At 59.4% G+C, this 20292-nt stretch carries 15 protein-coding genes and 1 pseudogene; 9 read left to right on the top strand and 7 right to left on the bottom strand.

Annotated elements, in window-relative coordinates; genetic code table 11:
- Positions 1–106: 106 nt before the first annotated feature.
- From HW556_RS04240 to rlmF, 4 genes and pseudogenes are all read left to right on the top strand, one after another.
- Positions 107–297, top strand: a pseudogene (locus tag HW556_RS04240) (DUF2400 family protein); the annotation flags it as partial.
- A 264-nt stretch (positions 298–561) separates the two neighbouring features.
- On the top strand, positions 562–1176 hold the full coding sequence (locus HW556_RS04235; protein WP_176898279.1) for a DUF4136 domain-containing protein: 615 nt from the start codon (positions 562–564) through the stop codon (positions 1174–1176).
- A 275-nt stretch (positions 1177–1451) separates the two neighbouring features.
- On the top strand, positions 1452–3875 hold the full coding sequence (locus HW556_RS04230; protein ID WP_176898277.1) for an endonuclease MutS2: 2424 nt from the start codon (positions 1452–1454) through the stop codon (positions 3873–3875).
- Positions 3876–3998: 123 nt separating this feature from the next.
- Positions 3999–4952, top strand: coding sequence for a 23S rRNA (adenine(1618)-N(6))-methyltransferase RlmF (gene rlmF, locus HW556_RS04225; protein WP_176898275.1), 954 nt, complete (start codon positions 3999–4001; stop codon positions 4950–4952).
- An 89-nt stretch (positions 4953–5041) separates the two neighbouring features.
- Here rlmF and HW556_RS04220 read toward each other — a convergent pair whose 3' ends face one another.
- The 3 genes from HW556_RS04220 to murB form a co-directional block, all read right to left on the bottom strand.
- Positions 5042–5584: a hypothetical protein gene (locus tag HW556_RS04220; protein WP_176898273.1), complete on the bottom strand. Its 543-nt coding sequence runs from the start codon at positions 5582–5584 to the stop codon at positions 5042–5044.
- A 184-nt stretch (positions 5585–5768) separates the two neighbouring features.
- Positions 5769–8078, bottom strand: a complete 2310-nt coding sequence (locus HW556_RS04215; RefSeq protein ID WP_176898271.1) for a phospholipase D-like domain-containing protein — start codon at positions 8076–8078, stop codon at positions 5769–5771.
- Positions 8079–8213: 135 nt separating this feature from the next.
- Positions 8214–9242, bottom strand: coding sequence for a UDP-N-acetylmuramate dehydrogenase (gene murB / locus HW556_RS04210; RefSeq protein WP_176898269.1), 1029 nt, complete (start codon positions 9240–9242; stop codon positions 8214–8216).
- A 201-nt stretch (positions 9243–9443) separates the two neighbouring features.
- Between murB and HW556_RS04205 the strand changes: the two genes are divergently transcribed.
- Positions 9444–10253, top strand: coding sequence for a DUF547 domain-containing protein (locus tag HW556_RS04205; RefSeq protein ID WP_176898267.1), 810 nt, complete (start codon positions 9444–9446; stop codon positions 10251–10253).
- Positions 10254–10342: 89 nt separating this feature from the next.
- Here the strand turns inward: HW556_RS04205 and HW556_RS04200 are convergent, their stop codons facing one another.
- The 3 genes from HW556_RS04200 to HW556_RS04190 form a co-directional block, all read right to left on the bottom strand.
- A complete protein-coding gene (locus HW556_RS04200; RefSeq protein WP_176898265.1) occupies positions 10343–11755 on the bottom strand; it encodes a sugar MFS transporter in 1413 nt (470 codons plus the stop codon).
- A gap of 114 nt (positions 11756–11869) precedes the next feature.
- Positions 11870–12286 carry a DUF1810 domain-containing protein gene (locus tag HW556_RS04195; RefSeq protein ID WP_176898263.1) on the bottom strand — a complete coding sequence of 139 codons (417 nt, stop codon included), beginning with the start codon at positions 12284–12286 and terminating at the stop codon, positions 11870–11872.
- A gap of 11 nt (positions 12287–12297) precedes the next feature.
- Positions 12298–12837, bottom strand: a complete 540-nt coding sequence (locus tag HW556_RS04190; protein WP_176898261.1) for a hypothetical protein — start codon at positions 12835–12837, stop codon at positions 12298–12300.
- Positions 12838–13020: 183 nt separating this feature from the next.
- Between HW556_RS04190 and HW556_RS04185 the strand changes: the two genes are divergently transcribed.
- Positions 13021–14244, top strand: a complete 1224-nt coding sequence (locus HW556_RS04185; RefSeq protein ID WP_176898259.1) for a THUMP domain-containing class I SAM-dependent RNA methyltransferase — start codon at positions 13021–13023, stop codon at positions 14242–14244.
- 202 nt (positions 14245–14446) lie between these two features.
- Positions 14447–16321 carry a glycoside hydrolase family 13 protein gene (locus HW556_RS04180; RefSeq protein WP_176898257.1) on the top strand — a complete coding sequence of 625 codons (1875 nt, stop codon included), beginning with the start codon at positions 14447–14449 and terminating at the stop codon, positions 16319–16321.
- Positions 16322–16461: 140 nt separating this feature from the next.
- Here HW556_RS04180 and HW556_RS04175 read toward each other — a convergent pair whose 3' ends face one another.
- Positions 16462–16806: a four-helix bundle copper-binding protein gene (locus HW556_RS04175; RefSeq protein ID WP_176898255.1), complete on the bottom strand. Its 345-nt coding sequence runs from the start codon at positions 16804–16806 to the stop codon at positions 16462–16464.
- A 156-nt stretch (positions 16807–16962) separates the two neighbouring features.
- On the opposite strand from HW556_RS04175, the gene recQ reads away from it, so the two are divergent.
- Both recQ and HW556_RS04165 read left to right on the top strand, forming a co-directional pair.
- On the top strand, positions 16963–19233 hold the full coding sequence (gene recQ / locus HW556_RS04170; protein ID WP_176898253.1) for a DNA helicase RecQ: 2271 nt from the start codon (positions 16963–16965) through the stop codon (positions 19231–19233).
- A gap of 168 nt (positions 19234–19401) precedes the next feature.
- Positions 19402–20220, top strand: coding sequence for a helix-turn-helix domain-containing protein (locus HW556_RS04165; RefSeq protein WP_176898252.1), 819 nt, complete (start codon positions 19402–19404; stop codon positions 20218–20220).
- The last annotated feature ends 72 nt before the right edge of the window (positions 20221–20292 follow it).

The raw sequence follows: 20292 nt of genomic DNA, 5'->3' as shown, positions 1-20292 counted from the left end.
TACTGCTGCAACTCGACGAGTTTCGTCAGCTGCTCACTCAATAGCGCTGCCGATTCTCCCGGTGAGTACATTACCACGATATAGCACTGCGGTTGGTGTGGGCTACCCCGCCGACCTCATCTGCCCCTGCGACGTGCACGTGGAGCGCGTGGCCCGCCGCTTGGGCCTGCTCCAACGTAAGCAGGTTGATTGGATGGCCGCCGAAGATCTGACGGCTCACCTGCGCGCCTCGACCCGCTCGACCCGGTGAAGTACGATTTCGCGCTATTTGGGCTGGGGGTGGAAGGGGAGATGTAACGTCGGTTGTATATAATTATGGCCTAATTAACTCCCGGACTACTGGCCTGAGCGGTGGGACTTATTTGGTTAACAAAATCGGGCTTAAGGACGGTTTTAGCACTACTTAAGCTAGACCGTAGCGGCTTTATCTGGCGGGCCATCGAGGAGAGAATGCTGCTCCATTACAGATTGAAAGCGACAAGTTAAAAGGTAACAGATTGATGATCTGATACGTATGAAAAGATATCAAGTAAATCGTATTACCTTTTTAACTTTCCTATTATGACTATTAAGCATCTTTTCTTAGCCCTAGGCACTACGCTACTCCTGGCTGGCTGTAATGAAACCAAGCAAGCCGTAACCGTAGGAGCCGATCAGCGGGGCGCGACCACCACTGCGCCGCCGGGCTACGCGGGTACCGACAACGAGCCTGACTTCTCGGCTTATAAAAGCTACTCGTGGGCCTCGCAGGTACGGGATGAGCAAAACAACGCTTACTTCCTCAACGACCTGCTATTTAAAACCATGCTGCGCGATGCCGTGGCCAACGAAATGGCTTCGCGAGGCTACCAATATATGCCCAGTAGCGGCGACCTAGTAGTAAATTTCCGGGTGTTTGAGCAACCTGCCGAAATCAAAACCATGGACAATATGGGCACCGGCTACTGGGGCTCCAGCGAGTCGTATGCCTACGATACCAACCGCTTCGGTGAGGTGAAACTCGATAAGGGTAGCATAATCGTCCAGCTTATCGACCGCAAAAAAGGTGTAGAGGTGTGGCAGGGCTACGCCTCGGGCCTGACCGATGGTAACGTGTTCGATAAAAACAAAGACAAAGTCTACTCAGCTGTCGGCGCGATTTTCGATAAATACCAGTATCGGGGCGATAAGCTGTAGCGCTGATAATTTCGCTTCGTTTACGTATGGGCCGGCTTCCGCAACATGTGGAAGCCGGCCCATATTCGTATAAAACGTATGCCTATGCCCGACTTATAAACCGTGGTGCGGCATAGTCAGGCGCATGTTGTATGGCTCTTTGCGGCTTACGGGTCTATAGTTATATGGAGCAGAAGCTTCGCGCTAATGCCCTGGCCTGAATCTTTCCCCACTGGTTTGCTGTTTACCTTCGCGCTGTCCTCCAATTACCCAGTACCTACTACGCAGTACTTAATTTGATTCTTCCTCAGAATTTCGAGCAGAAAATTGGCTTCTCCCAACTGCGGGATATGCTAAATGAGTTGTGCCTGAGCGGCCTGGGCCGGCACTTTGTAAGCAAGATGAGCTTCCAGACGCAGGCCGAGCAGCTCCAGAAGCTGCTGCTGCAAACCGACGAGTTTCGCCAGCTTCTCAACAGCGGCGTCGATTTCCCCGGCAGCCACTACCACGATGTGAACCCGTACTTGGTGCGGGCCAACCTGTCGGGCTCCTACCTCGATGTGTCGGCGTTCTTCGCCATCAAGATGAGCCTGCGCACCATCCGTGAGGCCCTCACATTTTTCTCGCGGGCCGAGGACGACCTGTATCCTACGCTGCGCCTGCTGGGCATCGGTGTGCAGGTCGACCGCAACCTGCTGGCTGCCATGGATAAGGTGGTGGACGACGAGGGATTGGTGCGCGACGACGCCTCGCCGCTACTGCGCCAGCTGCGCCAGGAGCTGATTTCGCGGCAGATGATGCTGCGCAAGCAGATTGGCAGCATCCTGCGTAATGCCCGCCAGCAGGGCTGGGTGCCCGAAGGTGCCGAGCCCACCATTCGGGGCGGGCGGCTGGTGCTGCCGGTGGTAGCCGAGCACAAGCGTCGTGTGAAGGGCCTAATTCATGACGAGTCGGCCACCGGCCAGACGGTGTACATCGAGCCCGAGGCGGTTTTCGAGCTCAACAACGACATCAAGGACCTCGACAATGCCTACCAGCGCGAGCTGATGCGCATTCTCACCCAACTCACGGCCCAGCTGCGCCCCCACATTCCAGACCTGCGCAAGGCCTACCAATACCTGGGGCTGATTGACTTCATCCGAGCCAAGGCCCAACTGGCCCGCCGCCTCGAAGCTACGCTGCCGGTGCTGCACCCGCAGCCGATGATGCGCTGGAAGCAGGTGCGCCATCCGCTGCTCTACCTCACCTTCCTGGCCCACGCCAAGGACAACCCCCGCGAGGTAGTGCCGCTCGATATTGAGCTGACGCCCGAGCAGCGCATTTTGCTGATTTCGGGACCGAATGCCGGCGGTAAGTCGGTGAGTATGAAAACGGTGGGCCTGGTGCAGTACATGCTGCAATGCGGGTTGCTGATTCCGGCCGGCGAGAAGTCGGAGGCCGGCATGTTTGATGATGTATTCATTGATATCGGCGACGAGCAGAGTCTGGAAAACGACCTGAGCACGTACTCCTCGCACCTGCTTAATATGAAGCAGTTTATCACGCTGGCTAATAAGCGCAGCCTAGTGCTGATCGACGAATTTGGTACCGGCACCGAGCCTAGCCTGGGCGGCGCCATTGCCGAGGCCGTGTTGGAGCAGCTCAACCGGGCCCGCGCGTTCGGCGTCATCACCACCCACTACACCAACTTGAAAAACTACGCCGAGCGCACGCCCGGCATCGTGAACGGGGCCATGCGCTACGACCCCGATAAGCTACAGCCGCTTTACCGCCTCGAAATTGGTAAGCCGGGTTCCTCGTTTGCCATCGAAATTGCCCGCAAGATTGGCCTGCCCCGGCAGCTCGTGGAGCGGGCCAGCCAGCTCGTGGGCAAGGATAAAATCCGCTACGACCAGCTGCTCGAAGGTCTCGAAAAGGAGAAAACCGAGCTGGAGCAGCGCACCGCCGAAGCCGCCAAAGCCGAGCGCCGCCTGAAAAAAGCCGCCCAGGAATACCAGGACCTCAAACGCTACCTCGACGATACCACCCAGGAAACCCTGCGCACGGCCAAGGCCCAGGCCAAAACGCTGCTCCGCGACACCAACCAGCAAATCGAGGCCACCATCCAGGAAATCCGGTTGGGCCAGGCCGACAAGGAGCGCACCAAGGAAGCCCGTGGCAAGCTCGACACCTTCGTGCGCGAGAAGCTGCAGATTGAGCCGCCGAAAGCCCGCGCCACCCGTGAGCTGGCCGACCCGGCCACCCTTAAGCCCGGCGACAAAGTGGCGCTGCTGGGCCAGGAGGGCCACGGCGAAATCATGAGCGTGAAGGGCAAAACCGCCGAGGTATCGTTCGGCGGCATGAAAACCATCGTCAAGATTGGCCAACTCGAAAAGCTCACGCGTTCCGAAATCCGGGAGCGGGAGAAGAAGGCGGCCCGGCTGGCTCCGGCTCAGTATGCGGGTTCGGGCTTCAATACCACTGGCCGCATGGCTACCTTCAACCCCACGCTGGATTTGCGCGGCGAGCGGGCCGAAGATGCGCTGACCAAAATTCAGAGCTACGTCGACGATGCCATCATGCTGGGCATCCCGGAAATCAGAATCCTGCACGGCCGCGGCAACGGCGTGCTACGCCAGATTGCCCGCGACTACCTGCACCGCGCCCGCGAAGTAGCCAGCGTAGCCGACGAGCACGCCGACCGCGGCGGCGACGGCGTAACCGTGGCCGTATTGAAGTAGGCCGAGATAATTAACAAACAAGAACGTCATGCTTCGGCTCCGCTCAGCATGACGTTCTTCGAAAGCAGTACCTTACCGAAAAGCAGCCAATCAAGGCTCGCTCACATCAAAACCATCCTCCTCTTGCATCCTCGCAACCCCCACAACGGCCGCTACGATTTCGCCCAACTCACGGCCGCCAGTCCTGCCCTTGCGCCCTTCGTGGTGTCCAATCCGGCCGGTGATAATAGCATCGACTTCGCTAACCCTGCCGCCGTGAAGGCCCTGAACCAGGCGCTGCTACGGCAGCACTACGACGTGCAGCACTGGGACGTGCCGGCCGGCTACCTCTGCCCGCCCATCCCTGGCCGCGCCGACTACCTGCACTACGCCGCCGACCTGCTGGCCACCGACAACGCGGGCACCGTACCCACCGACAAAGCCGTGCACGTGCTCGACATTGGCGTGGGCGCTAATTGCGTGTACCCCATCATCGGCACCAAAGCCTATGGCTGGCGCTTTGTGGGCTCCGAAACTGATTCGGTGGCCTTGAAAGCGGCCAAGAGCATGGTGGCGGCCAACCCGGCACTGGCGAATCGGGTGGAGCTGCGGGCGCAGAGCCATCAGGCTTTTGTGTTCGAGGATATTGTGAAGCCCCGCGAGGAGTTCGATCTGGTGGTATGCAACCCGCCGTTCCACGCCTCGGCCGAGGAAGCCGCCAGCGGCAGCCGCCGCAAGGGCCGCAACCTGGGCTACCCCAAAACGAGTGGTGCGCCGGTGCTCAATTTCGGGGGGCAGAACACGGAGCTGTGGTGTGAAGGTGGCGAGGAGGGATTTTTGAAGCGCATGGTAGCCCAGAGCGTGGGTGTGCGCGAGCGGGTGCTGTGGTTCAGCACGCTCATCTCCAAAAAGGAAACCCTGCCCAGCATCTACCACTTCCTCAAACTAGCCGGCTCGCCCGAAACCCGTACCATCGAGATGAAGCAGGGCCAGAAAATCAGCCGCATCGTGGCCTGGACCTTCCAGACCCCCGAGCAGCGCCAGGAGTGGGCCGCGCGTCGCTGGAAGGCACACCAGCAAGCGTCGCAGCCGATTTAACAAAGCGTTTGTCAACGCAAAAAGCGTCTCCCCGGTATGGGGAGACGCTTTTTGTCTTTATTCAACATTTGATTTGCACCGACTACTACCTAGCGGCCGGCAGTACCGCGAATCATGATAGTACCGGGCGCGGATTCGGTCTTGGGCGACTGAGCCAGCCACACATCCACGAGCGTGGCGGTTTGCCCGGCCGTGGGGCGCACAATGTGCAGCTGGCCGATGGCAGCTGGCGCAATGCGCAGGCCGGCCACTGTGGGCGCGTCGAGCGGGTGGCCATTGAGGGCGAACAGGACTGGGCCGTTTATGCCCAGCTGCTTGCCCAACTTGGCAAACGACTGGCTTTTTATGCGTTTGGCCAGTTTAATATCTATGATGCCCGCCCCGAGGTTCCGGAGCTGAACGGGATATTCTGCTTTGTTGCCCTTATACACCATCACCGCTTTGATATCGTTCGGGGGCAATTTGTTCAGCATGCCATTGACGATAATAGTGGAGTTCAGCACAAAGACGGCTTGCGCCTGAACCACTGAAGGCAGGGTATACGCGGTGGTTTGCTGGGCTAGGGTAGTGTAGGCATTTCCCCAGCCGCAGGCCAGCAGGATACCCGTCAGATAAAGTCGATTTGTACGCATATGGGATAGTAAAAAGAGTGGATGGAAAGGTCGTGAAACGTAAATAGAAAGTGGTTGCCGCATTGCTATAAAGCTCAGTAATATATTGCTAATCAGTTTAAAAAAAAGGCAGCTCCCTTTTCGGGAGCTGCCTTTTACGACTTGCCAGAGCCGGTGAAAATTCTCACCTCTCCGTTCTGGCAACCTACTCCACAACCACGCGGCTGATCTGCGTGGCTTCGGGGGTTACGATTTGCACTATGTACAGACCGGCTTTCAGGGCGGAGGCGTCTACGCTCACGTCCTGGCCGTTAAGGGGCTTGGTCTGGTCGAGTACCACGCGGCCGGTGGCGTCGCGTAGCACTACGCGGGCCGTGCGGGCAGCACCCGTCTGCACCCGCAGGCTGAACTTGCCGGTGGTGGGGTTGGGGTACACCTGCACGCTGCTGCGCTGGATGCTGGCGTTTTTGGTGGCCAGCACTAGGTTGCACACCTGCACGCCGTTGTTCTGGTCGGCAATGCGCTGGGCAAACTCCTGGTAGTACTGGTTGGTAATGCGCTCATCATGCACAATCAGCGTATTCTCGTCGTTTTCGGTGTTGGCCGACAGGCTCCAGTTGTGCGAGCCCACGAACACCTGCGGGTCCGACTGGGGCGCGGTAGCGTCGATGATGGCGTACTTGTGGTGCATGATGCCGGTCGGGTTGTCCAGCATGAGGCGCGCGCCAAGTACAGTTTTGATGTTGTCGAAGATGTCTTGGGCGGCGGAGTTGGCCTGAATGCTCTCCATCAGCATCTCCGAGCAGCCGGCTATGTTTTTAGTCCGGATCTGGTTGGCAATGGCGTTGCCGATATCGGTTTGGGTGAGCAGCATGGTAGCAATGTGCAGGTCCTGATCGGCCGACTGGATGGCGTCAATCAGGCGGCCATTCACGTTGTCGGTGGGCGAGAACCACGACTCTACCTGCTTGCCGGCAATGCTGAAGTAGTGCGGCGTGTTGTCGGTTTTGCGCGAGCCGAACAGGGCCGTAGCCTGGGTGCCGCCGCCCCACATTTCGTTGAACTCGACGGTGTAGGTGCGGGCCAGCGACTGGTCCTGCACGGCAATGGAGTTGTTGCGGTCGGTGCTGAGCTGGGCGGGCGTCCAGTTGGTCGAGCCGGTCCAGACCCAGGGCTGGTTGGGCTCGGCGCTGTTGGCGTCAATCACCACAAACTTGTTGTGCATGATGTTCTGCAGCGTCTGGCGCTTAATGCGCGGGATGGCGGGGTCGAGGCTGGAAAGGCTGATGTTGGCGTTTTCACCTTCGTAGATAACGCGCACGTTTACACCGCGGGTTTTGGCGGCATTCACGGCCGTTACAATTGTGGCGCTGTTCCAGTTATAGATGGCAATGTCGAGCGTCTGCTTGGCCAGGCCAATGTAGCGGGCCACCGTGTCAGCCATGGCGCCGTTGGGCAGGTACAGGGCAGTGTTGCCGGGCAGGGCCAGCGCCGAATTCACGGTGCTGGTGAAGTAGGTGCGCATCTTGCCCGTCGAGTTTGAAGCCGTAATCATGGGCACTACCCGCGACTCGGAGAGGCCCACGGCGTTGGTGCTGCTGGCCTTCACGTAGTAAATGGTGGCCGGCTGCAGGCCCGTGATAGCGAGGCTGTGGCTGGTAGTGCTGGCCGTGTTATTTACGGCCGTAAACGGGCCAGCAGGGCTGGAGGCGTACTCCAGCTTGCTGCTGCCGGCGTTCTGGGTAACGAAGTTTACCGTGAAGCCGGTGGTGCTGATATTGGTAGGGTAGGGCGTAGCCAGGAAATTAGGCGTGTTGCCCTGCCGGAAGTCGGCGTAGAGGCGCGGCAGCAGCTGGTAGCCAGCCGCAGCACCGCCGCCCGTCGGGGCCGTGTTGGTGAACTGGCTCATGATACCGACCACATCGAAAACGCCGGTAGGCGAGGGCTTGCCCACCAGCCCGTCGGGCCCGTCGGAAGCCCGGTTCACGTACATCACGGTAGCGGCGTTGCCACTCACCCGGTAAGAGGTGTTGGCCGAAAAGGCCGATACCGGCGCGCCCGCAACAGTGGTTACGGTGGTGGCATCTACCAGCTTCACCAGCTGGCCCTCGTACTGCTCGGCGTAGGCGGCAGTGGCAGTAGCCACCGAAAACTCGACAGGCTTAGGCAGCGGCCGGTTGCCGGCTACTACCTCAAGCGAGGTGATGGGGTCGATTTCAAGCAGCCCCCGGAAATCCTTGAGCACGCCGGTAACCAGAATCGAGTCGCCGGCTACTACCGAGCCGAGTTGGGTGGCCGAATACACGGCAATGCCGCCGGTGCCGTCCTGCATGTAGCGGATGGCCCCTAGCTCGGCGCCGTTGGTAACGATGCCACGCAGCGTAACGGTGGCTCCCGAGGTATTGAAAGTTGGTGCCTGCACCCGGGCGGCCCCAATAGTAATAGCAGTTTGCGCCTGCGCCGACTGCCAGCCGGCCAGACTCAGCAGCAACGCCAGCAAGGGTAATTTTTTCATCAAACGAGAGGCAGAAAAGGGGTGGAAAAAGTAGGCTACCCGCAGGCAGACATGAGACAAAGATCTTGATTTCAGCGACAAAATGCGAGGCGGCCGGATGAAGTTTGCATGATGCCGGCCTTGGCCGGCCCGCGGCTACATAATGTTCACTTCGGGGTGCAGCTCGATGCCGAACTTCTCGCGCACTGAGGCAATGATTTCGTAGGCCAGGTCGCGAATATCCTGGCCTTGGGCGCCGCCGTGGTTCACGAGCACCAGCGCCTGCCGGTCGTGTACGCCGTGGGGGCCGCGGCGCTGGCCTTTCCAGCCGCACTGCTCGATCAGCCAGGCGGCAGGTACCTTCACGCCGCCCGGCACGGGGTAACCCGGCAGACCCTCAAACTGGCTTTTCAGCTCATCGAACTTGGCCTGCGAGACTTCGGGGTTTTTGAAGAACGAGCCCGCGTTGCCAATCTGGGCCGGGTCGGGCAGCTTGCTGCGGCGGATGCTGCTGACAGCCTCACTGATATGCAGCGGCGTAGGCTCGCCCTCGATGCCCATGTCCTGGAGCGTCGTCTGGATGTCGCCGTAGCGCACGTTGGGGCGCGCCTGGCGATGCAGCCGTAGCAGCACGCTGGTAACGATGAACTGATTTTTGAGCGGGCCTTTGAATACGCTTTCGCGGTAGCCGAAGCCGCACTCGGCCCCCAAAAACGTGCGCAGCCGGCCGGTAGCCAGCTCCAGGGCCTCCAGCTGCTCGAACGTGTCTTTCAGCTCGGCCCCGTAGGCGCCGATGTTCTGGAGCGGAGCCGCGCCCACCGTGCCCGGTATTAACGACAGGTTCTCGATGCCGCTCAGCTCCTGGCCCAGCGCATACTGCACCAGCGCATGCCACGATTCGCCGGCGCCTGACCGTACCAGGGCTGTTTCGTCGTCTTGGTCCACCACTTCGAGCCCCCGGATTTCGTTTTTGAGCACCACGCCCTCGAAGTTGCGGGTGAACAGCAGGTTGGAGCCGCCGCCGAGAATAAGCTTTTCGGCGGCCTGCACCTCGGGTAGCGCCAGAAGCGCCCGTAACTCATCAACCGAAGCAAAGCGGGCAAACCAGCGGGCCGTTACTTCGAGGCCAAAGGTGTTGTAGGGGCGGAGCGAAACGTTGGATTCAAGCGTGGGGGCGGGGTTCATAGCAGCGGCGAAACGTGAGAACCCAAAGGTACATTAGTTGTCAGTTGTCAATGGGCAGCCCGACAAGCCCCGCCCCTACACCATGCTGTTTCCAACCTGCCAGTAACTCCCGCCCCAATTACAACTGTTCAGACTGCCAACTCCGTATATGCCAGCCCGGCCCTACCAGCCGGTCACTTCTTCCGAACATTTCCTTCTGATATGCAGCGTATTTCCCGCTTTACTTCCCGCCTGGCCTTGGGTACTTTGCTGACTGCCGGCGCGCTGGCTTCCGGCGGCTGCGGCTACGTTGGCTACCTGATTCCGCTCAACCCAACCTCGCAGGACGGCCGCACTCTCGACCATTCGGCCTGGGATGGGCTGCTCAAAAAGTACGTCGATGAGCAAGGAATGGTGAATTATAAGGGCCTCAAGCAGGATAGCGCCTCGCTGAATTCCTATCTGAAAACCCTCGGTGACAACCTGCCAGCCAAGAATTCGCCCGCTGATGAGAAACTGGCCTACTGGATCAACGTTTATAATGCCTTCACGCTGCAGCGCATTATCCGGTCGTATCCGGTAAAGAGCATCAAAGACTTAGGCGGCGACAAAATCTTCGTCAATACCGTCTGGGACCAGGATTTCATCCCGCTCGGCGGCAAGCGCTACACGCTCAACGACATCGAGCACCGCATCATCCGCAAGCAGTTCGACGACAACCGCATTCATTACGCGCTGGTGTGCGCCGCCATGTCGTGCCCGCCGCTACGGCAGGAGGCGTATGTGGGTGCCAGAGTGCAGGAACAGCTCGCCGACCAGGGCCGCAGCTTCATCAACAACCCCCAGAAAAACGACCTCACGCCTGCCGCCACTCCCACGCTGTCGGCCATCTACAACTTCTACCCCGGCGACTTCGAAAAGAACGGCAGCACTTCCATCCAGGATGCCGTAAACCGCTACGCCAAGCAGAAGATAGCCCCTGACGCAAAGCTGAGCTACAAGGAGTATAATTGGAGTCTGAACGAGCAGTAAGGAGTTGGTCACTTGTTAACGATGTAGGGGCGGGGCTTGTCCCCGCCCCTACATCGTGCTTCACTGCGCGCTGGATGACGTTCTAACAGCTAACCACGCTGGACCCGGTAGCCGTTCAGGGCGTAAAATAGCAGGTAGGCATAGCAGAGGGCGGGTAGGATGAAGGCCACACGCAGGCCACCGCCGTGGGTAGCTACCAAGCCCATGAGCGGGGGGATAATAGCCCCGCCCACGATAGCCATAATCAGGTACGACGAGCCTTGTTTGGTGAATCGGCCCAGCCCCGTAATGGCCAGCGGGAACACTACGGGCCAGATAATAGCATTACATAGGCCGCAGAGCACCACCAGCCACAGCGCAGTTTCGCCTTGGCTGAAAATGGAGAGCGTAACCAGCGCCACGCCCGCCGCGCACACGCCCGCCAGCAGCTTGCGGGCATCGAAGCGGCTGAGCAGCGGAATGCCGATGATGCGGCCCACCATCACGCCAAACCAGTAGGAGGCCACCAGCACCGCGCCCACGGCCTTGGTGAAACCGGCTGTGGTGTCGATGGCTTCGGGCGTGTTGCCGAACAGTGCGGCGGCCCAGTTGGTGGCCAGGCTGAGGATGCGCACCAGCTCCTGCGTAAAGCCGCTGAGTTGGCGGATATCCTGGGCTTCACCGTAGCGGATGATGAACGAGCCGATGCCCACTTCCACGCCCACGTACACGAAAATGGCCACTACGCCTAGCGTCAGGTGCCGGAAGCTGAGGGCTGAGGAGCGGCCGGTTTCGGCGGCGGCCTGCGCGGCGGCAGCGTCCTCATCGGCGGGCAGGCTCTCAATTTCGGGCAGGCGCACCAGGAAAAACAGCAGCGCCAATATCCCTAGAAATACGGCCAGGCCGATGTAAAGCGGTTTTACAAGCGCGGCTTCCTCGCTCAGGCGCTGCTCCAGCGGCAGTTGGGCCAACTGCGCCTTGAGCATCGTGGAGCCCCCGAATAGGATCAGGCCGCCGATGAGCGGCGAAAGGGTGCCGCCCAGCCCGTTGGCCACACCCACGATGCTCACCCGGCTGGCGGCAGTGCGGGCCGGGCCCAGCACACTCACGTAGGGGTTGGCCGCCACCTGCAATAGCGTAATGCCGGCCCCCAAAAAGCTAAGCGCCAGCAGAAACAGCGAAAACGTACGCGAGTTGGCAGCTGGTACGAACAGCAGCGCGCCCACGCCCATCACGAGCAGGCCCAGCACAATGCCGCGCTTAAACCCCAGCTTTTCCAGCACCCGCCCTGCCGGCAACGACATCAAGAAATAGGCCCCAAAAAAAGCCGACTGCACGGCCGTCGACTGGAAATCGGTGAGCTGGCACACGTCCTTGAGGTAGGGCATGAGCACGTCGTTGAAGTTAGTGACGGCCCCGAACAGGAAGAACAGGGTGGTCATGAGCACCATCGGCCCCACGTAGGAGCGGGCGGTGGCCGGCGCGGCGGCAGTAGCGGAAGAAGAGGCGAGGGGAGCGGCCATGGGGGAAAGTAAAAAGCCGGCGCACGGGCCGGCTCAGCAATGCTACGGATTTTGGGTGAAATGCCGGGAGATTTAGCACTTTTTCGTCCTGGCTCTTCGGCCCCGGAAACACGCTTAACCTCCCAGTAGCGCCAGCGTCCGTGGGTCTGACTCGCCGCCGAAAAACCGCTCCAGCACCGCCCCAAACACCGCCGACGCGCCCGGCACGGCCCCGAACAGCGTCATCGAGGAGCTGAGCTTCAAATCGTCGGGGCTGCCGAGGATGCGGGTCGCGTCGGACGAATCCAGTTGCAACAGTGCCTCGCAGATGTCGAGCAGCCGCGGCCCCAGCACCGGGTGGGCCAGGTAGGCGGCGGCTTCGGCCGCATCCGCTATGCCGTAGAAGCGGGCCGTTTCGCTGAAACCCAGGCCCCGAAGCTGCGGGAAAATAAACCACATCCAATGGCTGCGCTTGCGGCCGTTGCGGATTTCCGTTAGGGCCGTTGGGTACGTGGCCTGCTGGGCGTCGAGGAAGCGTTGGAGGGTGGGCATGGATTGGTAGTCTAAATTTCTTCAGCTGCCGGACTTTGTGCAGATAGGTCGATACTTTTGGAAGCCTTGGACATTGTCTCTATATTTTCAATTTCTTGTTGTAATTTGTCAATGAAGTAAACTAGATAGATTGCGACCATATTAAACCCCATGATTATAAATTCTTCCTCACTATTGATAGTAAATTGAGATTCGGAAAGTGAAAAATTAAAAGTGAATTTAAAGTCATCAGTGTAATCAATGCTTGCTATCAGTGCGAGCCCTGCAACAAACTTGAAAGCAAACCCCGAAACTGAAAAATTTATCACTTGTAGGGCTTGATTAATTATTGAAAGTTTAAGTCCAATCTCTGTTTCTTCTTTCAACAAATGATTTCCGCAGTAGATAGAGAATGAATAAAGTCCAGCGGCAAAAATAAAAATTAGAATTAAAATCCCGGTTATTGTCACTGTTTGCGCAATTAGCCATATTATCAGTATGATGCCAATTACACCGCCAAAAATTTGATAGTATGCAAGCCGTTTGATTTTCGTTTGTATGTCGTCATTCAAAATCTTATTCTTAGATGTCGATGTCATTTACTCGTCTTTAGTATTAGCCATAACACTCTGATTAACGCAGCTCAATGGCGCTTACCTAACTGATAATGGCCCGATACCTGCCACCATCCGCCGCCCCAAGATACACGCTTGCCCCAGATTTCCGACCTTTGCGGCTTCACCTGACTCTTCCCTATGTCTGCCAACCGCCGCGACCAGCCGTTTTACATGACCGCCACCACCCAGTTCGGGCTCGAAGAAGTGCTGGCTCAGGAGTTGCGCGAGCTGGGCGCGAAAATCGAGAAGGTGGGGCAGCGGGCCATTGAGTTCAGCGGCAACCAACAGCTGCTCTACGAGGCCTGCCTGTGGTGCCGCACCGCCGTGCGCATCCTGCGGCCCTTCGCCGGCTTCTCCGCCCCCGACGAAAAATCTCTGTACCGCGAGGTGGGCCGAATCGACTGGACCAAGTACCTGCGCCAGGACCAGACGTTTGCCATCACGGCCGTCGTCAACAAGTCCAACCTGGAGCACTCGTTGTTCGTGGCCCAGCTCACCAAAGACGCCATCGTGGATCAGTTCCGCAACCGCACCGGCGAGCGGCCCAACGTAGATGTGCGCAACCCCGACATCCGGCTGCATCTGCACATGCTGGAGAACGAGGTGGTGTTGAGCCTCGATGCCTCGGGCGAGTCGCTGCACAAGCGCGGCTACCGCCAGCAAACCAACGTGGCCCCGCTGAATGAGGCCCTGGCCGCCGGCCTGCTGCTGCTGTCGGGCTGGGATGGCAAAACGACCCTCGTGGACCCCATGTGCGGCTCGGGCACCATTCTTACCGAGGCCGCCCTCATCGCCCAGCGCATCGCGCCGGGGCTGTACCACCAGGGCAAGTTCGGGTTCGAGCACTGGGCCGATTTCGACGCTGTGCTCTGGGAAACCGTGCAGATGGATGCCCGCCAAATGCGCCTGGAGGAGCCCCAGTGCTATATCGGCGGCTCCGACCTGAGCCGGGACTTCATCGAGCTGGCCCGCGAAAACATAGCCGCCGCCGACCTCGAAGACTTCATCCGCCTCGGCGTGCGCGACGTGAAGGACGCCGCCGCCCCCGCCCGCGCCGAGCCCGGCATTGTGCTGACCAACCCACCCTACGGCGAGCGAATCGGCGAAGAAACCGAGATGGACGACCTCTACAAAACCATCGGCGACACGCTGAAAACCGGTTTCCAGGGCTACGACGCGTATATTTTCACCGGCAACCTACTGGCGGCTAAACGCGTCGGCCTGAAAGCCTCGCGCCGTATTCCTTTATATAATGGCCCGATTGACTGCCGGTTGCTGAAGTACGAGCTGTACCGGGGCACGCGGAAAGTGGTGAAGGAAGGCGAAGAGGGAAGCGAGCAGGAACGGACGAAAACTGAATAGAAAGAGTGAAAACTAGTCCGTCATGCTGAGCGAAGGCGCAGCCGTAGTCGAAGCATCTCTACCGCAGTGCTAACTCTTTCGCCTGCTTAGTCATTGCAACGAAGCGGTAGAGATGTTTCGACTACGGCTGCGCCTTCACTCAGCATGACGTTCTATTGTGCCAATTTACCTGTTTAACTTACGCATCAACCTCACCCCGCTCATGAAAAAACTGCTCCTGCTGCTGTTGGTCCTGTTGCCGCTGCTGACTTTTGCCCAGTCTATCACTCGCGTAAACCCGACCAACTGGTGGGTGGGCATGCAGGAGCCGAAGGTACAGTTGCTCGTGTACGGCCCTCAGGCTGGCACACTGACCTACACGGTCGAATATCCCGGCGTCACGCTTACCAAAACTGGCACCGTTGAGAACCCCAATTACGCCTTTCTCGACCTGACTATTGCGCCCGATGCCAAGCCCGGCACCGTGCGGCTGGTGGGCCGGAGCGGCAACAAGCTCATCACCCACAAATGGGAGCTGAAGGCCCGTGACAACCGCCCTAAGGGTCAGGGCGTAACCGATGCCGACCTGATTTACCTGGCCATGCCCGACCGGTTCGTGAACGGCGACCCGAAAAACGATAAGTTCAAAGACCTGGCCGACCCCGACGCCGACCGCGCCAACCCCTTTTACCGGCATGGCGGCGACCTACAGGGCGCGGCTCAGAAACTCGATTACCTGCAGGACTTGGGCGTAACGGCAGTTTGGCTCACGCCGGTCATCGAAAACAACCAGCCCCTCACTGATGAGGGCGGCACTATGCGCTCGGCCTACCATGGCTACGGTTTCACCGACCATTACACCGTTGATAAGCGGCTGGGTGGCAACGCGGCCTACCTCGATTTCGTGCAGCAGGCGCATACCAAGGGCCTGAAAGTGGTGCAGGATGCCGTGTACAACCACGTGGGCATCAACCACTGGTTTGTGAAGGACTTGCCCTCTAAGGACTGGCTGCACCAGTGGCCCAGCTACACCAACACCAGCTACCGCTACCAGCCCATTACCGACCCGCACGCAGCCAAAACCGACCGGCTCGTGACCACCGACGGTTGGTTTGTACCCTTCCTGCCCGACCTCAATCAGCAAAACCCTTACGTGGCCAACTTCCTGATCCAGCACGCGCTGTGGTCAGTCGAAAACTTTGGGGTGGATGCCTGGCGGATTGACACCTACCTCTACAACGACCAGCCGTTCATGAACCGCTGCAACGCGGCGCTACTGGCCCAATACCCCAACATTCACATCTTCGGCGAGTCGTGGGTGAACAACGTGGTGGACCAGGCCTACTATGTGCGTAACAAGCTGGATTTCCCCTTCAAGTCCAATCAGCCCGGCGCCCTCGACTTTGTGCTGGAGGGTGGCATGCTGGCTGCCCTGAAGGAAGTGGGCACCCCCGGCGCCACCGGCTGGGACAACGGTGCCCAGCGCGTGTACCAGGCCCTGGCCCAGGATGCCGTGTACCAGGACCCCAATAAGCTGGTTACCTTCCTCGACAACCACGACCACAACCGCTACCTCTCGGAAGTAGGGGAGGATGTGGACAAGTATAAAATGGGGCTGACCTGGATGCTGACTACCCGCGGCATTCCGAGCATCTATTACGGCACCGAAATCCTGATGAAAAACTACAAGGACCCCTCGGATGCCGAAGTGCGCCGCGACTTTCCCGGCGGCTTCCCCGGCGACAAAGACAATAAGTTTACGGTGGCCGGGCGCACCGCTGCCGAAAACGACGCCTTCAACTTCGTGCGCACCCTGGCTACCTACCGCCGTACGCACCCCGTGCTCAGCTCGGGCCAGCTGATGCAGTATCTGCCCGAAAACGGCCTCTACGTGTACTTTCGCTACGATGCTAACGGCACGGTAATGGTCGCCACCAACACCACCGACAAGGAGGCTTCATTGCCCACCGTCCGCTTTTCGGAGCGTATGAGTGGCTTCACGCAGGCGAAAAACGTGCTGACGGGAGAAGCCGTAGCCAACCTGAACACGCTGACGCTGCCCGCCAAAACGGCCGTGGTGCTGGAGCTGGGGAAGTAGTATAAAGCTACCAGAACGGCGTAGGGTGCGGGGCTTGTCCCCGCCCGCCGTTGAACAGTCCGCGTGGGATTCGTTCAATGGCGGGCGGGGACGAGCCCCGCACCCTACGCCGTTTTGGTGGAAGGATTTACTTCCTAGGGTTATTTCTGGTAGCTCTTGCAGGCCTCCACGCAGGCGCGGCAGGCTTCAGCGCACTTCTGGCAATGGTCGTGCTTATGCTTCCCGCACTCGTCGGCGCACTTCTGGCAGATTTCGATGCACTCCTTAAGCACGTGCTGGGCGTGGTCGGAGCCGCGGGCGATGAAGGCGTGAGTGAGGCGGCAGATGTCGGCGCAGTCGCGGTCGAGGCGGATGCAGGTCACCATCATCTTGATATCATCTTCGTTCAGGCAGGCGGTGGCGCACATTTCGCAGGCGGCAATGCAGCGGGCGAGAGCATCGAGAACCTGCTGGTTCTGGGTGGCGGAAGTGGTGGATTGGCTCATACTGGAAAGGAGATAGATTAAATGAATTACTAGCCTCTTGTACGGGAGCCTGCTACGGCCGGACGTGCACGATTTTGCAGGCCGCGTGCACGATTCCCGCTTTGCGCAGGTTCATTTCCTGCTTTCCCCCGCCGCCATTTACCTTACCTTTGCGCTATGCTATTCGCCGCCGAACCCCTCGCCCCAACCATCGAATCTGCCCGCCTTGTGCTGAAAAAGTACTACGGCTACGACACGTTTCGGCCGATGCAGGAGGATATCATCAGCAACATCATGGGCGGGAAGGACACGGTGGTGCTCATGCCCACCGGCGGCGGCAAAAGTGTCTGTTTCCAGGTGCCGGCCGTGGTGCAGGAGGGCGTCTGCATCGTAGTGTCGCCGCTGATTGCCCTGATGAAAGACCAGGTGGAAGCCCTGAAGGCCAACGGTATTCCGGCGGCATACATCAACTCCAGCATCGGCACCAGCGAGGCCAACAACATCGCCGCCGACTGCCTCAACGGCCACCTCAAGCTCCTCTACGTAAGCCCAGAAAAGCTGCTTTCCGATGGCTTTCTGAGCTTTTTGAAGCGGCTGCGGGTGAGTATGTTCGCCATCGACGAGGCCCACTGCATCAGCTCCTGGGGCCACGACTTCCGGCCCGAGTACACCAAGCTCCGGGTGCTGCGCGAGCAGTTCCCCGAGGTGCCCATCATCGCCCTCACCGCCACCGCCGACCGCCTCACCCGCCGCGATATTCAGCAGCAGTTGCGCCTGACCAAGCCCAAGGTGTTCCTGTCAAGTTTTGACCGGCCCAACCTCAACCTCATTGTGCGGCCGGGTCAGGACCGGGTAGGGGGCATTCTGGAGTTTCTGGAGCGCCACCAGGGTGAGGCGGGCATCATCTACTGCCTGAGCCGCAAGCAGTGCGAAACGCTGGCCCAGAAAATTCAGGCCAAGGGCATTAAGGCCGGCTACTATCATGCCGGCCTAACGCCCAACCAGCGTAGTGCGGTGCAGGAAGGATTTCTGAAGGATGACCTGCAGGTGATTGTGGCTACCATTGCTTTCGGCATGGGCATCGACAAGAGCAACGTGCGCTGGGTGATTCACTACAACCTGCCCAAAAACATCGAGGGCTACTACCAGGAAATCGGTCGGGCCGGCCGCGACGGCTCGCCCGCCACGGCCCTGCTGTTCTACTCGTTTGGCGACGTGATGAGCCTGCGCGACATGCTCACCAAGGAAAATCCGCAGCTCAACCAGCTCAACCTCACCAAACTGGAGCGCATGCAGCAGTTTGCCGAGGCCGCCGGCTGCCGGCGCCGCGTGCTGCTCAACTACTTCGGCGAAACGCTGCCCCACGACTGCGGCAACTGTGACATCTGCCGCAACCCGCCCACTACCTTCGACGGCACCGAAATAGCCCAGAAAGCCCTTTCGGCGCTGGTGAGGGGCCGCGAGCGGCTTAGCATTAGCCTGCTGATTGACGTGCTGCGCGGCATGCGCAACCAGGCCGTGCTCAGCGGCGGCTTCGACCAGATAAAAACTTACGGTGCCGGCCGCGACCTGCCCTACCTCGATTGGTACAGCTACGTGCACCAGATGCTGAATGACGGCTTGGTGTACATTGCCTACGAGGAAGGCTACGCGCTGAAAATCACCGACCTGGGCCGCGAAGTCCTGCTGGGCCAGCGTCCGGTGTCGATGAAGAAATTTCAGCCCGCCGAGAAGGCCGAGAAAAAGCCCCGGGGCCGCAAAGCTGCCGCTACCGCTTCGGCCGCGGCTCCTACTTCGCGCGAGGCCCAGCTGTTCGAGGCCTTGCGCGCCCTGCGCAAGCGCATTGCCGACGAGCAGGGCGTGCCGCCTTACGTCATCTTCACCGACGCCACGCTGACCGAAATGGCGGCCGAGCGGCCCGTGAACCGAGTGGCCATGCTGGGTATTTCGGGTGTGGGCATGAAGAAGTTCGACACCTACGGCGAGGCCTTCATCCGCGAGGTGATGGCCCACGGCGGCAACCCCGCCGCCCAAGCCGAGTTCGACGACGAGCTGCCCGCCGGGCTCGACCCCGACGATGCTGGCGCGGCGCGTGCCCCGCGCAAAAAAGAGGCAGTTAAGAAGGAAGCGAATACTGAGGCGGGCTCCACTGTTGAGACCACCTACCAGCTCCACCGTATGGGTCTGAGCCTCGAGGCCATTGCCGAGCGCCGCGGCCTGGCCCTGAGCACCATCCAGAGCCACCTAACCACGGTCTATACCAACGGTTTCGAGCTGCGGATGGAGGACTTTCTGTCGTCGCAGGACCTGGCTAACATCCAGACTGCCGTAGCCCAGCTCGGCGGCCAGCCCCTGCTGCGCGACCTGTTTGACCATTTGCGCGAAGACTACGACTACTTCCGGCTGCGGCTGGCCCAGCAGTATTTCCGGCGGCTACGCGGCGAGTAGAGTCGCTGTTGTCATCCCGCTTGTCTAATCACCGGCTTCCGGCGAAGCACAAAAATATTAGTAAATATCTCAGCTAATTGAATTAGTATTATCGTAACGTAGTTCCTATCTTCGTGAGCCGGTCCATACTTGCCCTTATCGTTTCGTTTTCCCGGCTTTCCCTGCGTTATGATTAACACTAACCTCAAATTCTGGCGGCGCGAATTAAGCCTGACTCAGGCTCAGATGGCCGAAAAACTGGGCATTAAACGTTCGTTGGTAGGCGCTTATGAGGAGGGCCGGGCCGAACCTAAGCTGGCTACCCTCGTGAACATGGCCCGCCTGTTCGGCATCACGCTCGATGCGCTGGTAACCACCGACTTCAGCAAGAAAAAGAACGCCAAGGCCGCTGCCCAGCTGCAGGCCCAGAATGCCCAAATGGCTGCTACTGATACCAGCGCCGATTATGCGGGTGGCGGAAAGCTGCGCATCCTGGCCCTGACCGTAGACCGCGAGCAGAACGAGAACATCGAGTTGGTGCCCCAAAAGGCCGCTGCCGGCTACCTCAACGGTTACGCCGACCCCGAGTACCTGGAGGAATTGCCCAAGTTCCGGCTGCCCATGCTGGGTAGCTCGGGCACGTTCCGGGCCTTCGAAATTGCCGGCGACTCGATGCTACCCATTGCCAGCGGCACCGTTATCGTGGGCCGCTACGTCGATGACTGGCTGAACCTCAAGGACGGCACGCCCTGCATTATCGTCAGCAGCAAGGAAGGTATCGTGTTCAAGCGCGTCTTCAATCGGCTCAAAGACAACGCCATGCTGGCGCTGCACTCTGATAACCCGCTGTACTCGCCCTACGAAATCGATGTGGAGGATGTGGTGGAAATCTGGGAGGCCAAGGCCTACATCAGCAGCACCTTCCCCATTGCCGACCTTTCGCTGACTCGCCTGGCCAGCATCGTGCTCGACTTGCAGCAGCAGGTTTCGACTATGAAAAAAGTATAACTACACTGCCCCGTTGGCCTAGGCTGATAAGGTAGTTGCCTATGAGATACTACAGTAATCTGGAGGTATCTT

The organism is Hymenobacter terrestris, from assembly GCF_013377905.1.
In the GTDB taxonomy this organism is placed as follows: domain Bacteria; phylum Bacteroidota; class Bacteroidia; order Cytophagales; family Hymenobacteraceae; genus Hymenobacter; species Hymenobacter terrestris.
This window is presented reverse-complemented; position numbering and strand designations above follow the sequence as displayed.

Bases quoted from the DNA above. Each gene is read 5' to 3' on its own strand.
- recQ (WP_176898253.1), top strand. From the start codon at position 16,963: ATGCTATTCGCCGCCGAACCCCTCGCCCCAACCATCGAATCTGCCCGC.
- HW556_RS04205 (WP_176898267.1), top strand. From the start codon at position 9,444: ATGCAGCGTATTTCCCGCTTTACTTCCCGCCTGGCCTTGGGTACTTTG.
- HW556_RS04235 (WP_176898279.1), top strand. From the start codon at position 562: ATGACTATTAAGCATCTTTTCTTAGCCCTAGGCACTACGCTACTCCTG.
- HW556_RS04185 (WP_176898259.1), top strand. From the start codon at position 13,021: ATGTCTGCCAACCGCCGCGACCAGCCGTTTTACATGACCGCCACCACC.
- HW556_RS04175 (WP_176898255.1), bottom strand. From the start codon at position 16,806: ATGAGCCAATCCACCACTTCCGCCACCCAGAACCAGCAGGTTCTCGAT.
- HW556_RS04165 (WP_176898252.1), top strand. From the start codon at position 19,402: ATGATTAACACTAACCTCAAATTCTGGCGGCGCGAATTAAGCCTGACT.
- HW556_RS04220 (WP_176898273.1), bottom strand. From the start codon at position 5,584: ATGCGTACAAATCGACTTTATCTGACGGGTATCCTGCTGGCCTGCGGC.
- HW556_RS04215 (WP_176898271.1), bottom strand. From the start codon at position 8,078: ATGAAAAAATTACCCTTGCTGGCGTTGCTGCTGAGTCTGGCCGGCTGG.
- HW556_RS04200 (WP_176898265.1), bottom strand. From the start codon at position 11,755: ATGGCCGCTCCCCTCGCCTCTTCTTCCGCTACTGCCGCCGCGCCGGCC.
- murB (WP_176898269.1), bottom strand. From the start codon at position 9,242: ATGAACCCCGCCCCCACGCTTGAATCCAACGTTTCGCTCCGCCCCTAC.
- HW556_RS04180 (WP_176898257.1), top strand. From the start codon at position 14,447: ATGAAAAAACTGCTCCTGCTGCTGTTGGTCCTGTTGCCGCTGCTGACT.
- HW556_RS04195 (WP_176898263.1), bottom strand. From the start codon at position 12,286: ATGCCCACCCTCCAACGCTTCCTCGACGCCCAGCAGGCCACGTACCCA.